The organism is Cognatundibacterium aquatile, assembly GCF_014699135.1.
Taxonomy (GTDB): domain Bacteria; phylum Pseudomonadota; class Gammaproteobacteria; order Burkholderiales; family Burkholderiaceae_D; genus Undibacterium; species Undibacterium aquatile.
The window spans coordinates 1-21,474 of the sequence record NZ_JACOFT010000008.1 but is presented as its reverse complement, the minus strand read 5'-3'; the positions used below and the strand labels follow the sequence as shown (position 1 = coordinate 21,474).

Here is a 21,474-nt window from a genome sequence, read left to right as displayed (position 1 = left end):
GCTTCTTAACTCAATATTGCGTCGCTCGCTACGCTTACTCAGCGTTAAAACTATAGGTACAAAATTTTATTTTCATCAGGAAGCCCTTGCAGGCGACACCGCTGTGGGGCATCTTGAAATGCAATCTGACATACGCAGAACTGACAACAAGGAAGCAAGATGCCCACAGCACTTATCATCGGCGCGTCACGCGGTATCGGTCACGAACTGGCTTTGCAATATAAGGCGGCTGGCTGGCGTGTGATTGCCACGGCGCGTAAGGCGGTTGATCTGACAACTTTGCAGGCGCAGGGTTGTGAGGTCGTTCCTTTGGATGTCACGAACATCAATGATTGCGGTGGTCTTGGCTGGCGACTCGATGATGAAAAGATCGATGTCGCTATTCTGAATGCCGGCGTGTATGGCCCGCGCACGACGGGGCTGCAGACGCCGCATGACACGCAATTTGACGAAGTGATGCATACCAATGTGTTAGCCGCGATGCGGATTCTCCCGATCATATTGCCGCTGGTCGAAAATGCCGGTGGCCGTCTTGCCGTCATTTCATCGATGATGGGCTCCATCAGTGAGCGTAACGGCAGTCACGGCTGGTTATATCGTGCCAGCAAAGCCGCGTTGAATTCTGTACTGAAGGATGTGTCTTTACAGACGCGACAAGCGATTTGCGTGGCGTTGCATCCGGGTTGGGTTAAAACAGAAATGGGCGGCGTCGGTGCTGAACTTCCGGTGGCAGACAGTGCGCACGGCATACGCAAAACACTGGCGGGTTTGCAGTCAGACGACAACGGCCAGTTTTTCAATTACAACGGTGCCAGCCTGAACTGGTAAGCAGAAAAAACAAAAAAACAGACAGAACAACATCAGAACGAGACCAGGTATGTTACTTACAGCAGAACACGAAATGATCCGCGATGCGATCCGCGCATTTGCACAGGAAAAACTGGTACCGAATGCGGCGCGCTGGGACAAGGAACACCATTTTCCGGCAGCAGAATTAAAAGAACTGGCGCAGATGGGCGCGTATGGTGTTGCGGTGCCGGAAGAATTTGGTGGCGCGGGGATGGATTACCTGTCGCTGGCGCTGGTGCTGGAAGAAATCGCCGCCGGTGATGGCGGCACCTCAACGGTTGTGTCCGTGAATAACTGCCCGGTCTGCAGTATCGCGATGATGTATGCGAATGATGCGCAGAAACAGCAATGGCTGCGGCCGCTTGCACAAGGTGAGATGCTCGGTGCGTTCTGCCTGACCGAGCCGCATGCAGGCAGCGACGCGTCTGATCTGAAAACCACCGCCCGTCGCGAAGGTAACGATTATGTACTGAACGGCGTCAAACAATTCATCACCAGCGGCAAACATGCAGACGTCGCGATTGTTATGGCCGTGACGGATAAAGCTGCGGGTAAAAAAGGCATCAGCGCATTCTGGGTGCCGACCAAAACGCCGGGCTATATCGTCGCCGGGCTCGAAAATAAAATGGGTCAGCACTCTTCCGATACCGCGCAAATCCTGTTTGAGAATTGCCGTATCCCTGCTGAAAACCTGATCGGCGAAGAAGGCATGGGCTACAAAATCGCCTTGTCCGGACTCGAAGGTGGCCGTATCGGCATCGCTTCTCAATCGGTAGGCATGGCGCGCGCCGCATTTGAAGCCGCTCTGGCCTATGCCAAAGACCGCAGCAGCTTTGGCAAATCAATTTACGAACATCAGGCAGTGCAATTTAAACTGGCTGACATGGCAACCCAGATCGAAGCCGCACGTCAGTTGATCTGGCACGCAGCGAGCATGAAAGATGCTGGCAAACCTTGCCTGAAAGAAGCGGCGATGGCGAAATTGTTTGCGTCTGAAATGGCAGAAAAAGTCTGCTCCGATGCGATACAGATACACGGCGGTTACGGCTATGTCAGCGACTTTCCGGTGGAGCGGATTTATCGCGATGTGCGCGTATGCCAGATTTACGAAGGCACCTCAGAGATACAAAAAATCCTGATCAGCCGCGCGCTGGCCTGAGCGTACACCTTATCAACAGCATCCTGCATTTTCAAAAGGACACCGTGATGAAAGCACCCGTGGAATTCTGGTTTGATTTTGTTTCGCCGTATGCGTACATCGCTGCGCAATCCATAGAACAGCTGGCCGCCAGGTATGAGCGTGAAGTGAGCTGGAAACCGATGTTGCTGGGTGCCGTATTCAAAGTGACCGGCTCCAGCCCGCTGACCATGCGGCCACCGCAAATGGCGGATTATTTCAAGCATGATTTTTTGCGCTCTGCGCGTTATGCAGGAGTGCCGTTTGTTTTGCCGGAACTGTTTCCTATCGCAACCCAGAATACCTCACGGGTCTGCCTGTGGCTGCAAGACATTGCACCGCAGCGTGTCGGTGAATTCGTGCGTCAGGTCACACGTGCGTATTTTTCTGGTCCGACTGCATTGAATGATACTGGCTGGCTGGCGTCGCAGATAGCGGCGATGGGGCTGGACGGTGCCGCCGCCGCGGCCGCCTGCGACGATCCTCAGTACAAAGAAGCGCTGAAAGCGCAATGCGAGCAGGCGATAGAAAAAGGTATCTTTGGTGCACCGTGGATCATCGTTGATGGTGAATCTTTCTGGGGCAATGACCGCTTGCCGCAAGTCGAACAATGGCTGGCGAAGGGTGGCTTTTAAACAGCACCGCATAGATAAAAATTTTGAATTTATCAAAAAATAACCGGACAGAAAACGTGGAATTTTTCTGCGTCACGAGGAGAACAGCATGTTAAAAAAAGGCTATCAGCAGTTGGTAGACGAAGCGTACGCACAGATCAAGACTTACAGCGTCGCCGAAGCGCTGACGAAGCTGGATAAAGGTGACGTGCAATTCATTGATGTGCGCGACATCCGTGAGCTTGAGCGCGAAGGCGTGATCGCTGGCGCATTCCACGCGCCGCGCGGCATGATCGAATTCTGGGTTGATCCGGATTCACCTTATTTCCGTCCAGTATTCGGTGAGAACAAAGAATTTATTTTATTTTGTGCAGCAGGCTGGCGCAGCGCCCTGACCACCAAGACTTTGATGGATATGGGCCTGGAAAATGTTGCCCATATCGAAGGTGGCTTTACTGCATGGAAAGCCGCGGGCGCACCGACTGTTGCCAAGGAAATCAAGAAAGTTGTATGAGTCGTCAAGAGCAAAAAAATGCTAGCCCGTGTCCCTGTGGTTCAGCAAAAAAGTATGAACAATGCTGCGGCGTGTATATCAGCGGTACTGCCGCAGCACCAACCGCAGAAGCGCTGATGCGCTCACGTTACAGCGCGTATACGCGCAATGATGAAGCCTATCTGCGCGCGACCTGGGATGAACGTACTTGTCCATCAGAGCGCATCACCCATGACGAACCCACCAACTGGCTGGGGCTGGAAGTCAGAAAACATCAGCAAGACGGCGATCAGGCCATCGTGGAATTTGTCGCCCGCTACAAAATTGCAGGTAAAGCGCACCGCCTGCACGAAGTCAGTCGTTTTGTGAAATATGACGGCAAATGGTTGTATGTCGATGGCAGCTTTCCTCAAAAATAGATCAACACCGGAATCCAAATAATGACAATCCTAGAATCCAAACTGAACCCACGTTCTGATGATTTCAAAGCCAATGCCGCTGCCATGCAGACGGTAGTGGATGATCTGAAAGCGAAAATAGAAAAAATCGCGCTGGGTGGCGGAGACGAAGCACGCAGCAAACATCTGGCACGTGGCAAATTGCTGCCGCGTGATCGTGTGCAAATGCTGCTGGATGCCGGTACACCGTTTCTGGAATTTTCCCAGCTTGCGGCCTACGACATGTACAAAGAAAAAAACGGCAACGATGCGGCGCCGTCAGCCGGTGTGATTACCGGCATAGGCCGCGTGGCCGGCCAAGAGTGTGTGATCGTCTGTAACGATGCGACCGTTAAGGGCGGTACTTACTATCCGCTGACAGTCAAAAAACATTTGCGCGCACAGGAAATCGCCGAGCAAAATAATCTGCCATGTATTTATCTGGTCGATAGCGGCGGCGCAAACTTACCGAATCAGGATGACGTGTTTCCGGATCGCGATCACTTCGGTCGCATCTTCTACAATCAGGCGAATATGTCCGCCAAAGGCATTCCGCAAATTGCCGTGGTGATGGGTTCCTGTACTGCTGGCGGCGCGTATGTGCCGGCGATGAGCGATGAATCGATTATTGTCAAAAACCAAGGCACGATTTTCCTCGGTGGCCCGCCATTGGTGAAAGCCGCAACGGGCGAAGTGGTCAGCGCCGAAGACCTCGGTGGTGGCGATGTGCATACGCGTTTGTCCGGTGTGGTCGATCATCTGGCACAAAACGATACCCATGCGCTGTCTCTGGCACGTACTATCGTCTCGAATCTGAACCGCCAGAAGCCACAAACCGTGGTGCTGAAAGAAGTCGAAGAACCGAAGTTCGCAGCCAGTGAATTGTATGGTGTGATTCCGGTCGATACTCGCAAACCTTTCGATGTGCGCGAAGTGATTGCGCGGATTGTCGATGGCAGTCATTTCGACGAATTCAAAGCGCGCTACGGCACGACTTTAGTCTGCGGCTTTGCGCATATTCATGGCATGCCGGTCGGCATCATTGCGAATAACGGTATTTTGTTTTCTGAGTCTGCATTAAAAGGCACGCACTTCATCGAACTGTGCTGCCAGCGCAAAATTCCGCTGGTGTTTTTGCAGAACATCACCGGCTTTATGGTCGGACGCAAATACGAAAATGAAGGCATCGCGCGTAACGGTGCGAAGATGGTGACGGCGGTAGCAACAGCGAACGTGCCGAAGTTCACCGTGATTATCGGTGGTAGTTTTGGTGCCGGTAATTACGGTATGTGTGGCCGTGCTTACTCGCCGCGCTTCATGTGGATGTGGCCGAATGCGCGTATCAGCGTCATGGGTGGCGAGCAGGCCGCCAGCGTATTGGCGACTGTGAAACGCGATGGCATAGAAGGCAAAGGCGGTAGCTGGAGCGCCGAAGAAGAAGCCGCGTTCAAGCAACCGATCAAAGAGCAATACGAACATCAGGGGCACCCGTATTACGCCTCCGCCCGTTTGTGGGATGACGGCGTGATCGACCCTGCCGATACCCGCATGGTGCTGGGGCTGTGCTTGAGCGCCGCGCTGAATGCGCCGATTCCGGATGTGAAGTTTGGTTTGTTCAGGATGTAATGATCATGCGATTCGTCGACTTTTCTTCTGTTTTTTCATTGGCGCTTGTTTTCTTGTCTGTGCTGACACCCGCGCATGCACAGGCACAGAATGCCGATGCGTTGGCTGCTGTACCAGCTGCCGCAGCGGTAAAGCTGGCGAAAGATTTAAACGAGTCGGTCACGGGAATCGATGTCACGGTGAAAGATCTGTATGGTCGTACCATTACAGGTAAAGTCGTTATCACGCAATTTAAACCCGATGGTGATGGACCATTTCCTATCCTGATTCTGAATCATGGTCGCAGCGCCACCAACCGTGCTGAGCCGCCGCGTTTTCGTTATACCCAGCAAGTACGTTATTTTGTCCGGCGCGGATTTGCAGTATTTGAACCAACCCGTATTGGTTATGGTGAAATGGGTACCGATCCTGATCCTGAAGAGAGTGGCGCTTGTAATCGTAAGAATTATGCGCCGATGGCGGAAGCGGTCAGCACAGAAATTCTGGCGGTAATCGACTATGCGCGTCAGAAAAAATTTGTTGATAGCAACCGTCTTGTGATCGTCGGTCAGTCAGTCGGTGGCTACAGCACGGTGGCAACGACAGCGAAAAATCCTCCTGGCCTGATTGCCGCAATTAATTTTGCCGGCGGCTCGGGTGGTGATCCTGTGGGGCATCCCGGCGAGCCTTGCGAAGGACATAAACTGGAAAAAATGTACGCCACTTTTGGCGAAACGAGCAAAGCGCCTATGCTCTGGATTTATACCGAAAACGATCAGTATTTTTCACCGCGTTACAGCCAGGCATGGCATGCCGCGTTTGTAAAAGCCGGTGGCAAGGCCGAGTTCAGATTAATGCCGCCGTTTGCGAAAGATGGTCACAGCCTCTTTTCGTCGGGGATAAAAATCTGGGAGCCGTTGGTCAGCCAGTTTCTTGATGAAAATGGATTTTCTTTGCAGTAGATTGTGATTTAGAAAAGTGAATTTTTCGAAAAATTTACAACTCGATTCGAGGAGCCCTATGCATGGTTTAAAAAATTTTATTTTTCGCCATATTCTGTTGTTGATTATTGCGCTGCTAGGTGTTGCCCGTGCATATGCGTTTGATCTTGCACTGGTTAACCAAGGGGATCGCGTCGAAGACGGTAAGGTACAGATAGGCGCACGCGAGTTCCCGCTGCCGCCGGGTGTATGGATACTGACTGCCAAATATAAGCATCGGATTCATCTCAGGGGCACAACTAACGAGGGTGCAGACGTGTGGACAGGGTATTTCGTCAATCTTAAGAATAAACAGTTTCGCGCTGCAATGGAGCTAAGCGCATCGGTTTCATCGACTCCGACCACGCGCTGGATGCCTGAGCCATGCAAGCGCGACGATACCGTGTTCAAGGATAGTTTCAATAGCCGTATTGATTTCCCAGAATGTTTGTTGATTACGCATAACATCAAAATGTTTGAGCGTAGTTCGCAGTCTTGGTGGCACCCAACTTCAATATGGTTTGAAGAGCAGGAAATCAGTTTGCCGACGACGACGCTGGCGACGATGTACGACAAGTATCAGTTTGGCGATTGTGTCCTCGTGCGGTTTTGGTTTAATCCGGAATTGGCTGGAATGCCTCCGTCAAAAAATGTGACACAGTGGTCGAAAAATGACTGGCACAAAAACCGGCTTGAAAAAGATCCGGCACGATCTGAGTATATGCAGCAGTTCATCGCATGGTCTCAGTCGATTCCGGATGCTTACCGGGCGAGCTTGAACAAGAAGGCGACGATAGCTTTGCCGGACTTTCCGGTAGTGAACATGGCAAGATGAGATAGTCGCAGCACGGCGTTAAAGTCACACTAAAAATACGCAGAATTGAATTTTTGAAGAAAATCGAATTGGTCAGATCATGATGAATTTCCAAACATTGCAAATTACTCGAGATGCTCAAATTGCCACTGTGACCCTGAATCGTCCCGATGTGCGCAATGCATTCAATGAAACCACGATTGCCGAAATCACGCAGGTGTTTCAGGCACTCGATGCGGACACGGCTGTACGTGCGATTGTGCTGGCAGCGAATGGCCCGGCGTTTTGTGCCGGTGCTGATCTGAACTGGATGAAAAAGATGGCGGATTACACGCATGCCGAAAATCTCGCCGATGCCGCTCAGCTGGCGGCGATGCTGGCAGCGATCTACCGTTGCAGCAAGCCGGTGGTGGCAAAAGTGCAGGGCGATTGCTATGCCGGTGGCATGGGGCTGGTGGCCGCATGCGATATTGCGGTCAGTGTGGATGGCGCGAATTACTGCCTCAGTGAAGTGAAGCTGGGTTTGATTCCGGCGACGATTTCGCCGTATGTAATCAAGGCCATGGGTGAGAGTGCAGCGCGCCGTTACTTCATCACGGCAGAGCGTTTCAGCGCGACAGAGGCGCATCGTATTGGCTTCGTGCATGAAGTGGTGAGCGCTGACATGCTCGATAGCAAAGTGGCAGAGATCGTCAAGGCGCTGGTATCGAACAGCCCGCATGCCGTGCGTCAGGCCAAGCGTCTGGTACAGGACGTTGCCAGCCGTGAGCTGACGCCGGAACTGATCGCGGCGACGGTGGAAGGCATAGCGCAGATACGCGCGTCTGATGAAGGGCGTGAGGGCGTGCGTTCTTTCCTGGAAAAACGCAAACCGGAGTGGTTAGTATGAAAAAGCGCACCTTATTGACGGGGGCCGTCGCAGTGACGGCGCTGGCAGCAGCAGGTCTGGCGACGTACCGCAAATCGACCGTAGAAATCACATCGGTTGAGCGTATGCTGACCCTGTTAGACGGCCTGAAGTCACGGCAGTTAGCCGCCAAAAGCGGCTGGTCGCCGTACAAGGTGTTTGTGCATCTGGCGCAGAGCATACAGTATTCGATGAGCGGCTATCCTGAATTGAAATCAGAAGTATTTCAGCACACGGCGGGCAGCGCGGCTTTTTATGCATTCTCAGTTGCCGGTGCGATGCGCCACAATCTGACCGAGCCTATTCCCGGCGCCCCGGCTATTGCTGAAGAGGGCAATGTGAATGAGGCGATAGATCAGGTGATCACTGCCCTGCAGCAGTTTCAGGCATATCGTGGTCAGCTGCAACCGCACTTCGCGTATGGCTTGCTGAGTAAGACTGAATTTGCGCATGCACATGTGATGCATATTGAAAACCATCTGCTGGAAATGCAGACCTGACCTGATTAGTGGCAGATACGGCAGGTGCATCGACTTGCAACAATGGCTGTAATGGCTGCATTCTCCGCTCAACATGTGGCTTTCAGGCGGTAATAGCATGGTTTTTTTGAAAACTTTCAATACAGATGCCCAGTATTTATGCGGCTTGCGAAATTAAATTAGCTGGAAATGCCCGTAAAATGTGCGGGTTTTAAAAGTAGTCTGGAGCAAGTTTGAATTTCAACACACAAAATGATTGGGTCGCACGCAGCCTGCAACATGTATGGCATCCATGTACCCAGATGCAGCACCATGAAACGGTGCCCCTGATTCCGGTCAGTCACGGGCGCGGTGCATGGCTGTACGATATGGATGGCAAGCGTTATCTGGATGCCATCAGCTCATGGTGGGTGAATCTGTTTGGTCACGCCAATCCACGCATCAATGCCGCACTCAAGGATCAGCTCGATCAGCTGGAACACGCGATGCTGGCGGGTTTTACGCATACGCCCGTCATTGAATTATCAGAAAAATTAGCCGCATTGACCGACCACCAGCTTGGTCATTGCTTTTACGCCTCCGATGGCGCATCGGCGGTCGAAATTGCGCTGAAGATGAGTTTTCATTCATGGCGTAACCGCGGGCAGACCGACAAACAGGAATTCATCTGCATACAAGGCAGCTACCACGGCGAAACCGTCGGTGCGCTGGCGGTCACTGATGTCAGCCTGTTCCGCGAAGCATATGGCCCCATGCTGCAACGGGCGAATGTGGTTGCTTCGCCGGATGCACGTCTGGCGCAGGAAGGCGAAAGTGCTGCCGATGTGGCATTGCGTGCCGCCGCCGATCTGGAACGTGTGTTGCAGCAGCGCGAAGGAAAGATCGCCGCAGTGATTATCGAGCCGCTGGTGCAATGTGCGACTGGCATGGCGATGCATGATCCTGTGTATCTGCGCCGTCTGCGCGAGTTGTGCGATCAATACCATGTGCATCTGATCGCCGATGAAATTGCGGTCGGTTGTGGCCGCAGCGGCACTTTCTTTGCCTGTGAATCGGCGCAGATCTGGCCTGATTTTTTATGTCTGTCGAAAGGCATCAGCGGTGGTTATCTGCCCCTGAGTCTGGTGATGACGACCGATGCGGTTTATCAGTCATTTTATGATGCCGATGTGCGGCGCGGCTTTTTGCATTCGCATTCGTACACCGGCAATCCGCTGGCCTGCCGTGCGGCACTGGCGACGCTGGCAATTTTTGCAGAGGACGATGTGCTGGCGCAGAACCGCCGTAAAGCACAGATGTTTGCCGATGCGTTTGCACCATTGCGCGATGATCCGCGTGTGCGGCATGTGCGCCAGCAAGGGATGATTTTTGCGTTTGATGCGATTGTCGATGACGCTGAAAAAGCCGCGACATTTTCGCGCCGTTTTTTCAGCGCCGCCTTGCAGCAGGAATTATTGATGCGCCCGATAGGGCGCAGTGTCTATCTGATGCCGCCGTATATTCTGAGCGATGATGAAATCGCTTTGCTGGCACAGCAGACCATGAAAGTATTTGAAGAGGTTATGGCATGAGTGGCATCAGTAGTAATCAAAGTAATCAACATCCGGAGAGTAAAAATCCGGTGCATCAGAGTAATGAAAAGAGCGGCAATCTGCGGGTTGCTGCTGCCAGAATGCCGCTGTTGCAAACCCTGCGTGACGACCTTGATGTGCTGGAAGCACAGCATCTGATTCGTCGTCGTCGCACCGTAGAAACGCCATGCGCACCGAATGTGCGTGCCGATGGTAAAGAGTACGTCGCCTTTTGCAGCAATGATTATCTGGGGCTGGCGGCGCATCCCTTAGTCACACAGGCATTGCAAAAAGGTGTCAGTCTGTATGGAGCCGGAAGTGGCGCATCCCATCTGATCAGCGGTCACAGTCGTGCTCATGCGCATCTGGAACAGAAGCTGGCAGAATTCATGGCGCCGAATATCGATCAGGCGCGTGCTTTGTATTTCTGCACCGGTTACATGGCGAATCAGGCCGTGATCACCGCACTGGCAGGCAAAGATGCCGCCGTGTTTTCAGAAGAACTGAACCACGCTTCGCTGATAGACGGCGTGCGTTTGTCGCGTGCCGCAACCCAGGTGTTCGCGCATCGCGATTACGCCGCACTGGAAACCATGCTGAAAAATTGCACCAGCAAAAAACGTATCGTCGTCACCGACAGCGTTTTCAGTATGGATGGCAATATCGCCGACATACCTGCCTTGCTGACTTTATGTGAGCAATACGACGCGTGGCTGATTGTCGATGATGCGCACGGCTTTGGTGTGCTGGGCGAACATGGACGTGGCGTGTTTGAACATTTCCATCTGCGTTCACCGAATCTGGTGTATATGGGCACACTGGGTAAAGCTGCCGGTGTCGGTGGCGCGTTTGTCGCTGCGCATGAAACCGTGATCGAATGGCTGATACAAAAAGCCCGTGCCTATATTTTCACCACTGCCGCCGCGCCCGCGCTGGCGCATGCGCTGCTGACCAGCATCGATATTATTGCCGGTGAAGAAGGGCAGCAAAGACGCGTGCATCTGAACAAACTGATACAGATGTTCCGCCACGGGCAGGATTTAAAAGTCTGGCAAGGCATGCCGTCCGACACCGCTATTCAACCGATCGTCATCGGCAAAAATGATGCGATGCTGGCCGTTGCTGGCAACTTGCTTGATCAAGGTTATTGGGTCGGGGCGATACGTCCGCCGACGGTGCCGTTGGATACAGCGCGTTTGCGCGTGACCTTATCCGCTGCACATACGGAAGTGCAGGTGCTGCAACTGGTGCAGGCGATTAACCGTCTGGATCAGATGCATTATGTGGCGCAGTGTTTTGCGGAGGTAGCCTGATGTCTGCGTTGCGTCCGCACGATTATTTTGTGACCGGTACTGACACCGAAATTGGCAAGACGCTAGTCAGTAGTGCTTTGCTACTGGCCTTGTCACAACGCGGTGTACGCAGTCTGGGGATGAAACCCATCGCGGCTGGTGCAGTATTACAAGATGGCGTCTGGCATAACGATGATGTCGATAGTCTGGTGCAGGCGTCTGACGTAAAAGCGCCGCAACACATCGTTTGTCCGTATCTGATGCAGACCCCGGCAGCGCCGCACATCGTGGCGCAACGCGAGAAGATCCGTATTTCGTTGCCGCAGATTGTGGATGCGTATCAACAAGCTATGCAGCTCGCTGATGCGGTGATCGTCGAAGGCGTCGGCGGTTTCTGCGTACCGCTGGATGACCGCCACGACACCGCCGACATGGCGCAGGTATTGAATCTGCCGGTGATCATGGTGGTTGGCATACGCCTCGGTTGTATCAACCATGCTTTACTGACGGCGCAGGCGATTACAGCGCGCGGGCTGCGGCTGGCGGGCTGGGTCGCTAATATCGTCGATACACAAATGCTGTATCCCGACGAAAATATCGCCGCATTACGTGATCGTTTGACAGCGCCGCTGCTGGGATGTATTCCGCGTCTGAACCTTGAGGATACCCAGAAGGCAAAAGCTGCCGCCGCGTATCTTGATCTGAATTTTTTGAAGTGAAGGAAGTTTTATGCAAGCCAATGACACTCAGCAACACGCCGTACAGTTTCAAGCGCCCGTCAAAAAAATCGAAGCCGATACCTGGCCGGTTGACGATGTGCTGGCGCTGTTTGATTTGCCATTCAACGATCTGATGTTCAAGGCACAGACCGCCCATCGTGCCAATTTCCCAGATGGCGATGTCGAGCTGGCGACGCTGCTGTCGATCAAGACCGGCGGCTGCGAAGAAGATTGCGGTTACTGCCCGCAGGCAGCGCGTTACGACACCGGCGTGGAAGCCAAAAAAATGCTGGATGTGCGCGAAGTGCTGGACGCTGCCAAAGCCGCGCGTGAAAACGGCGCGACCCGTTTCTGCATGGGCGCCGCATGGCGTTCACCGAAAGACCGCGACATGGAAAAAGTTGAAACCATGGTGCGCGAAGTCAAAGCCATGGGTCTGGAAACCTGCGCCACGCTGGGCATGCTGAAAGAAGAACAGGCACAACGTCTGGCTGATGCCGGTCTCGATTACTACAACCACAATCTCGATACCGCGCCGGAGTTTTACAGCAATGTGATTTCCACGCGCGACTATCAGGATCGCCTCGATACGCTCGGTCATGTGCGCACCGCTGGCCTGAAAGTCTGCTGCGGCGGCATCGTCGGTATGGGCGAATCACGCCGCCAGCGCGCTGGCCTGATCGCGCAACTGGCGAATCTGAATCCGTATCCGGAATCGGTGCCGGTCAATCATCTGGTGCAGGTCGAAGGCACGCCATTGCACGGGCTTGATCCGCTTGATCCACTGGAATTCGTCCGCACGATTGCGGTTGCCCGCATCACCATGCCGAAAGCGCGTGTCCGTTTGTCCGCAGGCCGCCGTCAGATGGGCGAAGCGGTGCAGGCGATGTGTTTCCTCGCTGGTGCGAATTCGATTTTCTACGGCGATAAATTGCTGACGACAGAAAATCCGGAAGCTGCCGATGATCGGGTCTTGCTGGATAAATTAGGTTTGAAAACCCGTGGCAAAGTCGAAGCAAAAGCGGGTAGCTGCAGTTAAATCATTTCAAAAAAGAGCCGATACACGCCCTAAAACATGCTCCCGCCTGTCTGACAGGCTTGTATCTGCTACTCCAAAAAATAAGGACAACGAGACATGTTCACCAAAATCCTGATCGCCAATCGCGGCGAAATCGCCTGCCGTGTCGCTGCAACTGCACGCCGCATGGGTATCAAAACCGTCGCCGTTTATTCCGAAGCGGACGCCAATGCCAAGCATGTGGCTGTCTGCGATGAAGCCGTGCTGATCGGTCCGGCTGCTGCCAAAGAAAGCTATCTGTGCGCTGACAAAATCATCGCGGTGGCATTAGCGACCGGCGCACAGGCGATACATCCGGGTTATGGTTTCTTGTCTGAAAACAGTGAATTTGCCGAAGCCTGCGCCAACAATGGCATCGCCTTCATCGGCCCGCCAGCCTCTGCAATTCAAGCGATGGGCAGCAAATCTGCGGCGAAATCGCTGATGGAAAAAGCCAATGTGCCGTTGGTGCCTGGCTATCATGGTGATAATCAGGATGCCGACTTTTTGCAAAACGAAGCCGATCGCATCGGTTATCCGGTGTTGCTGAAAGCCAGCGCTGGCGGTGGTGGCAAGGGCATGCGTGTGATCGAACACAGCAAGGATTTCAAAGAGGCGCTGGCATCGTGCAAACGCGAAGCGATCAATTCTTTTGGTGACGATAAAGTGCTGGCAGAAAAATATCTGCAACGTCCGCGTCATATCGAGATTCAGGTGTTTGCCGATACGCATGGCAATTGCGTGTATCTGTTTGAACGCGATTGCTCAGTGCAACGTCGCCATCAAAAAGTATTGGAAGAAGCACCAGCACCCGGCATGACGCCAGAGCGCCGCGCAGCAATGGGTGAAGCGGCTGTCGCCGCAGCCAAAGCGGTGGGTTATGTCGGCGCAGGCACCGTTGAGTTTATTGCGAATCAGGATGGTTCTTTCTATTTCATGGAAATGAATACGCGCTTGCAGGTCGAACATCCGGTCACAGAAATGATCACCGGCACCGATCTGGTGGAATGGCAATTGCGCGTGGCAGCAGGCGAAGCCTTGCCGCTGCAACAGGAACAATTGCAGATACACGGCCATGCGATAGAAGCGCGTGTGTATGCAGAAAATCCGGAAAAAGGTTTTCTGCCATCGATAGGCACTTTGCGTCATGCGCGCACCCCAGCCGCCGTGAATTTTGAACTCGGTGGCAGCGCAGAACCAGCGGCTTTCCGCATCGACAGCGGCGTGCGCGAGGGTGATACGATTTCGCCTTTCTATGATCCTATGATCGCCAAAATGATCGTCTGGGGCAAAGACCGCACCGAAGCACTGGCACGTATGGCACAGGCTTTGTCGCAATACCAGATCGTCGGCTTATCATCGAATATCGCATTCCTGTCGCGCCTGATACACAGCGACGCCTTTGCCAATGCCGATCTCGATACCGGGCTGATTGCGCGTAACGAAGCACAACTGTTCCCACCAGCGCATCCAGCATCTGTGGATGTGGTCGCACTAGCTGTGGTGTCACTGTTGCTGTCTGAAAAATCCGGTGGCAGCGACCCGTGGCAGAGCAGCCACGGCTGGCGCATGAACAGCCTGATGCAGCGCGCCTTGCAGTTCGCTGAAGAACATCACCAGCACAGCGTACAGATCACGTATCTGGCTGATGGCTGGAAATTACGCAAGGATGGTGGCGCGGTAGAGATCAAGCTCGCATCGGCGAGTGGTAGCGGCGGCAACGATCTGGTATTGAAAATCGCTGACCGCACCGTCAGCGGCACCGTGGTGCGCGATGGTGAACACTTCCACGTCTTCAGCCAGGGTGTGCATACTGATCTGCATTACAGCGATGCCCTTGCCCATGCCGGTGAATCCGAAGCTGAAGGCGGCCGCCTGACCGCACCGATGCCGGGCAAGATCGTTGCGGTGTTGGTAGCGAAAGCACAGGAAGTCAAAAAAGGCGATGCGCTGCTGATCATGGAAGCCATGAAAATGGAACACACGATCTCCGCCCCGCACGATGGCGTGATCGATGACGTGCTGTATGCGATCGGCGATCAGGTCACCGAAGGCGCACAGCTGCTGGCGTTTGCGCAGTAAGAGCGAAGATAGAATGAGCAGTCAGAACCCTTCTCCGGCGCGCGGGAGAAGGGCAGGGATGAGGGCGCTGGATCAGCCGTGGAATGATTAACGGCGTTGCCCTCACCCCCAACCCCTCTCCCGCCAGCGAGAGAGGGGAGTAAAAAGCAGCCCTCTCCCGAAAGTGGGCGAGGGAAGCACAAAGCAACAACGATGCAACACAAAGCAAACTTTACCGACAGATAGTGCCGTTGAGAGTGAACAATATGCCCGACCTCTTTCCTCGTCATCCCAGCGTTGTGCCGGAAGATTTAAAGCGCTATGCCAGGACAATGCGAACGTCGATGCCGGATGCAGAGGCCTTGTTATGGAGTTTGTTACGCAACCGCCGTCTGGCGAATGCCAAGTTCCGGTGGCAACATGTGATTGCGCCTTACATCGTTGATTTTTATTGTGCAGAACACAGACTGGTGATCGAACTCGATGGCGGGCAGCATAGCGAACAGCAAGACTACGATCAGCGGCGCGATGCATTTTTAGAACAGAAAAATATCACGGTGCTCCGTTTCTGGAATCATCAGATGCTGAATGAAACAGAGGCCGTGCTGGAAGAAATTTACCGTATTTGTGTCAACCGCGATCACCCCGGGAATGGGCGTATCGCCTAAGGAATAAGCATGACTCTACTCTCTGTCAATATCAACAAAATCGCCTTACTGCGCAATTCACGCGGTCGCAATTACCCTGATGTCGATGCGTTTGCCGCGCGCTTTCTCGATCTCGGCGCGGCGGGCATCACGCTGCATCCGCGTCAGGATCAACGTCATGCGCGCTATTCGGATGTTGAAAGTCTCGGTCAGTTGTGCCAACAGCGCGGTGCTGAATTGAATGTCGAAGGTTACCCGGCAGCGGAATTTATGGAAGTCGTGTATCGCTATCGCCCCGCGCAATGCACGCTGGTGCCGGATGCGCCGGATCAGCTGACTTCCGATCACGGCTGGGACATGCGCAAAGATGCTGCCTTATTGCAGCCAGTGCTGGCGGGTTTGAAAGCCGCTGGCATACGCAGCAGCCTGTTTGTGGATGCCGGTATCAGCGATGCTGATCTGGCGCTGGCAAAACAAATGGGTGCCGACCGCGTTGAGTTATATACCGAGCCGTATGCCGAAACCTATGGCGCAGCGCAAAACGATGCCGTGCTGCAGACCTTTACCGACACCGCCTTGCGCGCGCAACGCGCCGGTCTGGGTGTGAATGCCGGGCATGATCTGAACCTGCAAAACCTGGGCAAATTTTTGCAGATCAAAGACATACTCGAAGTCTCTATCGGCCACGCCGTGATCGTTGAAAGCCTGGAACAAGGCATGGACAACGTCACGCGCCAGTATCTCGACATCATCCGTCGCGCAGTACAGGCATAGGCGCAGGCATAAGCATAAACATAAGCCAGCCGCCGCCATCCGCAGACTACACAGACTATGCAGGCAAAAGGAAAACAGATGACACCATCACTACCGCAACAAGTCAAAATCGTTGAAGTTGGCCCGCGTGACGGTTTGCAAAACGAAAAAGAAAGCATCCCCGCCGACATCAAAATCGAACTCGTGAATCGCCTCACCGCCGCTGGTTTTGCGAACATCGAAGCCGCCTCTTTTGTCTCGCCCAAATGGGTGCCGCAGATGGCCACGTCGGCCGAAGTCATGGCAGGCATCAGCCGCAAACCCGGCGTGATTTATTCGGTGCTGACGCCGAATATGAAAGGCTTTGAAGCCGCACTCGCTGCCGGTGCCGATGAAGTCGTGATTTTCAGCTCCGCATCCGAAGCCTTTGCGCAAAAAAATATCAATTGCTCGATAGAAGAATCGATAGAACGTTTCCGCGATGTCGCGCTGGCGGCCAAGCAAAATAACATCCGTTTGCGCGGCTCCATCAGTTGCGCTTTCGGCTGCCCGTATCAGGGCGAAGTCGCACCAGCCAGCGTGGCCGATGTCGTTCGCCGCTTGCGCGATCTGGGCTGCGATGAAATCGACATCGCCGACACCATCGGCGTCGGCACTGCGCGCCAGGTGCAAAATGTGATGCAACTCGTCGCACAAGAATTCCCGCTGCACAGCTTGTCCGGCCATTTTCATGACACCTATGGCCAGGCGCTGGCGAATATCTACGCCAGTCTGGAAGTCGGCATCAGCATCTTCCATTCCAGCGTCGCTGGCCTCGGCGGCTGCCCTTACGCCAAAGGCGCGACCGGCAACGTCGCCACCGAAGACGTGCTGTTCCTGATGCAAGGCTTAGGCATCCACACCGGCATTGATCTGAATGCCGTGGTCGACGCCGGACAATTCATCTCCACCCACCTCGGCCGCAAAGCCGTCAGCCGCGCAGGCAATGCGATTGCGGCGAAACGGGCGGGGTGAAATAGAGCGGGTGCAGTTGATGAGTGAGGAAATCAGCGGTGCTCAAGCTGCTAAAAATAGTGGCGGGGAATGGTGTAATTTGACACTCGTTTTGAGTGGGATGTGAGGTATGACGATGTGTTTTTTTTGTATCTGCTACTGACTTTTTGTCGGGCGGTTTCAAGCGGAAAACGTTTAAGCTAAGGAGCGGACTTTAGTTTGTCCCTGCGAACGGAGTGAGCGATTTGAGCGCATGGCTATGTAACAGATTCCATGAATGACGATATTAAGTGCCAAGCCTCTCGGTATTGTTCAAGGTTTTCTACATTTTTCATGCTTACTTTTCCCCAATTGGCGCTACGGGGCAAAGAGGTTATAAGGCCAACTGGCAAAACATAGTAATCAGGAGCCGTAACTTCCTTGCGCCCGTCTTTGGAGCCCCGATTGAGGAAAACCGCAACAACAAATTCGCAATCAAAGTTCTTGATTGGGAAATCTTTTGCACCAGTGTTCCAGCGACTTTTTACCTGTATGCGTGCAGATGTATTTTTTTCTGGATTAGTTGCGACCAGATCATAGCCGGGCATATTGGTATATGTTTTATACGCAGGAATTCTGTGAATTAGTAGCTGGCCCAAAACAAGAAATTCTGCACCTTCACTTTCTAGCCTTGTGTCTAAACGACTCATGAATAACCTCTGTTACCTAACGCTGCTCAAGGAGCGAAGCGACTGTGCTTGAGCGACTTGTTTGAACTGTATACTCCTGATTTAAACTGTGACCAATTCTGCAATTTTTTTTGCAACCACGCTCATTGAATCCTCTGAAGTGTCCAGACCGCTTCTTGATGCGAGCAATGGGCTGACATTTCGCAGAGCTTCATATGTGGTGTTATGAACTATTGGTACGAGTTGATTGGTTGCTAACAGTGCAGAAAGCTCTTTATCAGCAACGCCCTCTCTCGGTAGACCAGTAATCATTGCTGGTGTCACCAACACAAGTCCAATTCGAGAGTTCGCTAGACCTTTGTCGATCGCTCGCATCATTGGTACGCCCAACCCAAGATCCTTTTCACTAAACCATACTTTTACGCCTTCCGCTTCAAGTAAGTCATGCAACTCTTTTGCTGCGCCCTTTCGGTCGTCCCATGCGTGACATAAAAAAACATCTCGGAGATCAGGTCTAGCCTCAGCTTTAGTTTCAACAGTTTCTCGAATTGGCGTTAGTGATTGAATTTGATTTACGGTATAAAAAACACTTGAACTCGATTTAGACCATTTAGGTTTTGAACTACCACTGGATCTAGTTCCTCCACTACCGTAACTATTGTAACTACTATTGCTAGATGAGTATGGCGAACTATAACTGCTATAGCGTCCGCTTTTGTACCGGCATGCTGGGCAGGCCGCTGCTGCATCCGCAGAGCTATGCCCTCTAACTGGTGCTGTACATCTTGCCATAATATTTTTCTCCCTCTTTGGGTTGTAGTTCTAACGTTGATCTGCCTGGAACTGCGCACAACACACAAAAACCAGAGAGCAAGTGATCAAAAAATGCCAAACGTCGAAATGCCTATATGCGAAGTTTCCGCGTCCAGCGTCGAGTTATAAGCTGGATCGTCCGACGCGCTAATCCGCCGATATTCGTCTGATGCTCAGGTAGCTCACAATCTTCGACTTGTCATATACGATTGTTAGCTTTGCAGTGCCTTCAAGCACAGTGTATTTACTCCCAACCTCATCATATGCTTCAGGCTCGCCGAGCAAGATATGAATCTGTTCATCCGTCATACCAGATTTTATTTGAAACGGTAGATCTTCTTGGAACGATGAGTGTGTTTTCGAACTTTGTACGTAAATTTGAATGTCAAAAACATTGTCTCGTTCGAAGAGTAAATCAACGCCTTTTGCAGCGGAACCAACATAATGGCGAAATGGCGGATCAACATACACGTCTCGAAGAGCGTATCGATCGATAGCACCAATTACCTCGTTCGTTCTAGCATCCTTGCCGAGGGTATCGAGCAAGTCTTCAGCGAAGGACATTATGACTTCTCCATACAAATAGGCTTCGATGCCTGGAACTGCGCGCGACACGCCGAAACCAAAGCCAAGATGGTTGAGGAAATGCTGAAAATAGAGATCCAAGTGCGCGCATTTTCCGAGCCGAGCGTCCTGTTAAACATGTTTTATTTCCTCGCAGATACCATCAAAACGCGAAAAAAACTGTTGCTCGAAAGAAGACTCGGAGAGCGAAAAAGACTCACTAGAAAAATCCAATAATAGCTTTTTAGATTGTTCTGCGGCTTCTTTTTGCCAACCTGCATACATTTCACTCGCCTGACTAATGTCGCCAGCGTTGCGCATGCAATAGTCTGCTACCCACAAACAATAAATAAGTCTTTCTTTGGGTGACATCTTTGCGCCGTTATTGCCTGCCATCTTTCGTATGACTTCATCTCCCGCGTCAATAATCCAAGTCTCATTTTCGAAAGACGAATTCATATGTATAACGTGATTTAATTTCCATTTTTGAAAGATAACTGACTGCCAAAATAAATGCAATTTGTTTCATTCCTTTTAAAACCCGCATGGCGCTTGATTGTATTTGCTGATACCTGATCAATAGTAGGTATAACTGAATCGACAAAAAGTACAGATCGAATCAACTCAACACGCATCGTGTCAGCACCAGGCAAGCAGTAAAAAAATCAGCCAAAGCCTCCGTTTCTCATCAAAACAAAAATCAGAATCTGACATTGCCCGGCGTAGGGGGAAACAGAGCTACATCACTCTTCAAATCATGCCGCTTTTGGCAAAAATAGGGGAGTATATGCCAAAAATGCCTTTATCTCTTAATAAAACAAAGGGGTTTTAAATATACTCCACCCAGTATATTTTGAGTCTCAGCAGGCAAAAAAGAGGCAAAAAACAGGCAATGCTGGTTTTAGTGTTCCAGCGATGCCAGCAATTTGGGGACGGCGGAAACGCCGCTGCGGGCGAGTGCGGTCAGTGGGGTGACGCCGATTGCCACAATGCGCCACGACGCGCGTATGAGGTCGGCGGCGGTTTTTTCTTCCGGCGATAGTCGGGCTTCAACGCTGGTGATTCTTTCTTTTAACTGTGGCGTCACTTGCGGCGTTGCTTCTTTGAAGAGCAGCAACAGCGCGTAGCCAGTGGCCAGATCGGGCGTATCGTCGCGGCTCAGGTAATGCGCGAGCGGGCCGGTGGGGGATGTTTATTTGTCGTGAGGCGCGTTCCAACCAGAGCGCGCTATCATTGCTGCCGCGTGAGTGTATCGCGGGCAAAGGTTTTGCGGGTGCCATCTTTGGCGACGGATTGCAGATGGCAGCTCCATGTTTTGGTTTCCGGGTCCCAGGTGAAGGTGTTGAAGAAGGGGCCGTCGGGATACTCAAAGCGAAATTCCACCGAGTTGCCGTTGCGCTTGCCGCGCCCAACAGCCGAGAACTGCGCGCCGAAATTATCGATCCAATGCGCGACGTATTCGGCGCGTGCACGTGAATAGCCGATGTAGATGTCTGCTTCATAGCGTGAAGGGATGCCGGCATCACGCATTTTCAGCAGCAGAAACTGATGCTGCAGCACCCATGTTGCAGAGGCGGAGTTGTTAAGTTCTTTGCCGCCGATGCTGCGCGTGAGCGACCAGTCGCCTTCGAGATTACTAAACAAGTCATCATCAAAGCGCCCGCCACGGCCATCCTGGGCGATGGCGAGCGAAGCCAGTGTTGTTAATGCGAGTGCGAGTAGTGCGCGACGATACATCAGCGGTCTCCGGGATGATGAAGTGTGAGATTGATCGATTGCTCAACGCAGCGGGGTGCGTTCACAGCATAGGATGGCGAAGGATGGTTTTCCAATTGGCGGGGTTGGCACGCCGGATTGACCTGCTCCCCAAATTAGTACGAAACCAATTTAGAGTCCGCGGTTAAAAAACTGTCTGCAAATTGATTCGGCGTCAGATAGCCAATCGAGCTGTGCGGTCGTTGCTCATTATAGTCCTGACGCC

The 21,474-nt window shown here is 52.6% G+C and carries 25 protein-coding genes; 18 read left to right on the top strand and 7 right to left on the bottom strand.

From position 1 onward, the window contains the following. Positions 1–159: 159 nt before the first annotated feature. From H8K26_RS17260 to H8K26_RS17175, 18 genes are all read left to right on the top strand, one after another. A complete protein-coding gene (locus H8K26_RS17260) occupies positions 160–828 on the top strand; it encodes an SDR family oxidoreductase (protein WP_190481250.1) in 669 nt (222 codons plus the stop codon). A 49-nt stretch (positions 829–877) separates the two neighbouring features. Next, the gene (locus H8K26_RS17255; RefSeq protein ID WP_186884240.1) at positions 878–2,008 is read left to right on the top strand and encodes an acyl-CoA dehydrogenase family protein; all 1,131 of its coding nucleotides are present in this window, start codon (positions 878–880) and stop codon (positions 2,006–2,008) included. A gap of 47 nt (positions 2,009–2,055) precedes the next feature. Next, the gene (locus tag H8K26_RS17250) at positions 2,056–2,661 is read left to right on the top strand and encodes a 2-hydroxychromene-2-carboxylate isomerase (protein ID WP_190481248.1); all 606 of its coding nucleotides are present in this window, start codon (positions 2,056–2,058) and stop codon (positions 2,659–2,661) included. An 88-nt stretch (positions 2,662–2,749) separates the two neighbouring features. Further along, positions 2,750–3,154 (top strand): rhodanese-like domain-containing protein, encoded by a 405-nt coding sequence (locus H8K26_RS17245; protein ID WP_190481244.1) that lies wholly within the window; start codon positions 2,750–2,752, stop codon positions 3,152–3,154. Then, on the top strand, positions 3,151–3,552 hold the full coding sequence (locus H8K26_RS17240) for a YchJ family protein (RefSeq protein ID WP_190481243.1): 402 nt from the start codon (positions 3,151–3,153) through the stop codon (positions 3,550–3,552). The genes H8K26_RS17245 and H8K26_RS17240 overlap by 4 nt, the downstream gene beginning before the upstream one ends. Before the next feature lie 21 nt (positions 3,553–3,573). Beyond that, positions 3,574–5,196 (top strand): carboxyl transferase domain-containing protein, encoded by a 1,623-nt coding sequence (locus H8K26_RS17235; protein WP_190481241.1) that lies wholly within the window; start codon positions 3,574–3,576, stop codon positions 5,194–5,196. A 5-nt stretch (positions 5,197–5,201) separates the two neighbouring features. After that, complete coding sequence (locus H8K26_RS17230; RefSeq protein WP_190481239.1) at positions 5,202–6,137, top strand: dienelactone hydrolase family protein; 936 nt, start codon at positions 5,202–5,204, stop codon at positions 6,135–6,137. Between the two features lie 58 nt (positions 6,138–6,195). Beyond that, a complete protein-coding gene (locus tag H8K26_RS17225; RefSeq protein WP_190481237.1) occupies positions 6,196–6,990 on the top strand; it encodes a hypothetical protein in 795 nt (264 codons plus the stop codon). Positions 6,991–7,069: 79 nt separating this feature from the next. Next, positions 7,070–7,858: an enoyl-CoA hydratase/isomerase family protein gene (locus tag H8K26_RS17220; protein ID WP_190481235.1), complete on the top strand. Its 789-nt coding sequence runs from the start codon at positions 7,070–7,072 to the stop codon at positions 7,856–7,858. Continuing rightward, on the top strand, positions 7,855–8,376 hold the full coding sequence (locus H8K26_RS17215) for a DUF1569 domain-containing protein (protein ID WP_190481232.1): 522 nt from the start codon (positions 7,855–7,857) through the stop codon (positions 8,374–8,376). Before H8K26_RS17220 ends, H8K26_RS17215 begins: the two co-directional genes overlap by 4 nt. A gap of 212 nt (positions 8,377–8,588) precedes the next feature. Continuing rightward, the gene (gene bioA / locus H8K26_RS17210) at positions 8,589–9,926 is read left to right on the top strand and encodes an adenosylmethionine--8-amino-7-oxononanoate transaminase (RefSeq protein ID WP_190481230.1); all 1,338 of its coding nucleotides are present in this window, start codon (positions 8,589–8,591) and stop codon (positions 9,924–9,926) included. Between the two features lie 101 nt (positions 9,927–10,027). Next, entirely contained in the window at positions 10,028–11,239 is a 1,212-nt protein-coding gene (gene bioF / locus H8K26_RS17205; protein WP_190481292.1) for an 8-amino-7-oxononanoate synthase, read from the top strand. Next, a complete protein-coding gene (gene bioD / locus H8K26_RS17200; RefSeq protein WP_190481228.1) occupies positions 11,239–11,937 on the top strand; it encodes a dethiobiotin synthase in 699 nt (232 codons plus the stop codon). Before bioF ends, bioD begins: the two co-directional genes overlap by 1 nt. Positions 11,938–11,947: 10 nt before the next feature. Beyond that, entirely contained in the window at positions 11,948–12,976 is a 1,029-nt protein-coding gene (gene bioB, locus H8K26_RS17195; protein WP_186897558.1) for a biotin synthase BioB, read from the top strand. Positions 12,977–13,072: 96 nt separating this feature from the next. Beyond that, positions 13,073–15,076 (top strand): acetyl-CoA carboxylase biotin carboxylase subunit, encoded by a 2,004-nt coding sequence (locus tag H8K26_RS17190; RefSeq protein ID WP_190481226.1) that lies wholly within the window; start codon positions 13,073–13,075, stop codon positions 15,074–15,076. Positions 15,077–15,321: 245 nt separating this feature from the next. After that, positions 15,322–15,723, top strand: coding sequence for an endonuclease domain-containing protein (locus H8K26_RS17185; protein ID WP_190481224.1), 402 nt, complete (start codon positions 15,322–15,324; stop codon positions 15,721–15,723). A 9-nt stretch (positions 15,724–15,732) separates the two neighbouring features. Then, entirely contained in the window at positions 15,733–16,476 is a 744-nt protein-coding gene (locus H8K26_RS17180) for a pyridoxine 5'-phosphate synthase (RefSeq protein WP_190481222.1), read from the top strand. A gap of 78 nt (positions 16,477–16,554) precedes the next feature. Next, positions 16,555–17,469 (top strand): hydroxymethylglutaryl-CoA lyase, encoded by a 915-nt coding sequence (locus H8K26_RS17175; protein ID WP_190481220.1) that lies wholly within the window; start codon positions 16,555–16,557, stop codon positions 17,467–17,469. A 236-nt stretch (positions 17,470–17,705) separates the two neighbouring features. On the opposite strand, the gene H8K26_RS17170 is transcribed toward H8K26_RS17175, so the two are convergent. From H8K26_RS17170 to H8K26_RS18060, 7 genes are all read right to left on the bottom strand, one after another. Beyond that, positions 17,706–18,137 carry a hypothetical protein gene (locus H8K26_RS17170; protein WP_190481219.1) on the bottom strand — a complete coding sequence of 144 codons (432 nt, stop codon included), beginning with the start codon at positions 18,135–18,137 and terminating at the stop codon, positions 17,706–17,708. A gap of 81 nt (positions 18,138–18,218) precedes the next feature. Then, entirely contained in the window at positions 18,219–18,908 is a 690-nt protein-coding gene (locus tag H8K26_RS17165; protein WP_190481217.1) for a toll/interleukin-1 receptor domain-containing protein, read from the bottom strand. A gap of 168 nt (positions 18,909–19,076) precedes the next feature. Further along, a complete protein-coding gene (locus H8K26_RS17160) occupies positions 19,077–19,595 on the bottom strand; it encodes a hypothetical protein (RefSeq protein WP_190481215.1) in 519 nt (172 codons plus the stop codon). A gap of 30 nt (positions 19,596–19,625) precedes the next feature. After that, positions 19,626–19,952: a hypothetical protein gene (locus H8K26_RS17155; RefSeq protein ID WP_190481213.1), complete on the bottom strand. Its 327-nt coding sequence runs from the start codon at positions 19,950–19,952 to the stop codon at positions 19,626–19,628. Between the two features lie 442 nt (positions 19,953–20,394). Then, positions 20,395–20,610 carry a hypothetical protein gene (locus tag H8K26_RS17150; protein ID WP_190481211.1) on the bottom strand — a complete coding sequence of 72 codons (216 nt, stop codon included), beginning with the start codon at positions 20,608–20,610 and terminating at the stop codon, positions 20,395–20,397. 113 nt (positions 20,611–20,723) lie between these two features. Beyond that, complete coding sequence (locus H8K26_RS17145) at positions 20,724–21,230, bottom strand: hypothetical protein (protein WP_190481209.1); 507 nt, start codon at positions 21,228–21,230, stop codon at positions 20,724–20,726. Between the two features lie 134 nt (positions 21,231–21,364). Beyond that, on the bottom strand, positions 21,365–21,474 hold a 110-nt coding region (locus H8K26_RS18060; RefSeq protein ID WP_190481207.1), incomplete at its 5' end, for an integrase core domain-containing protein.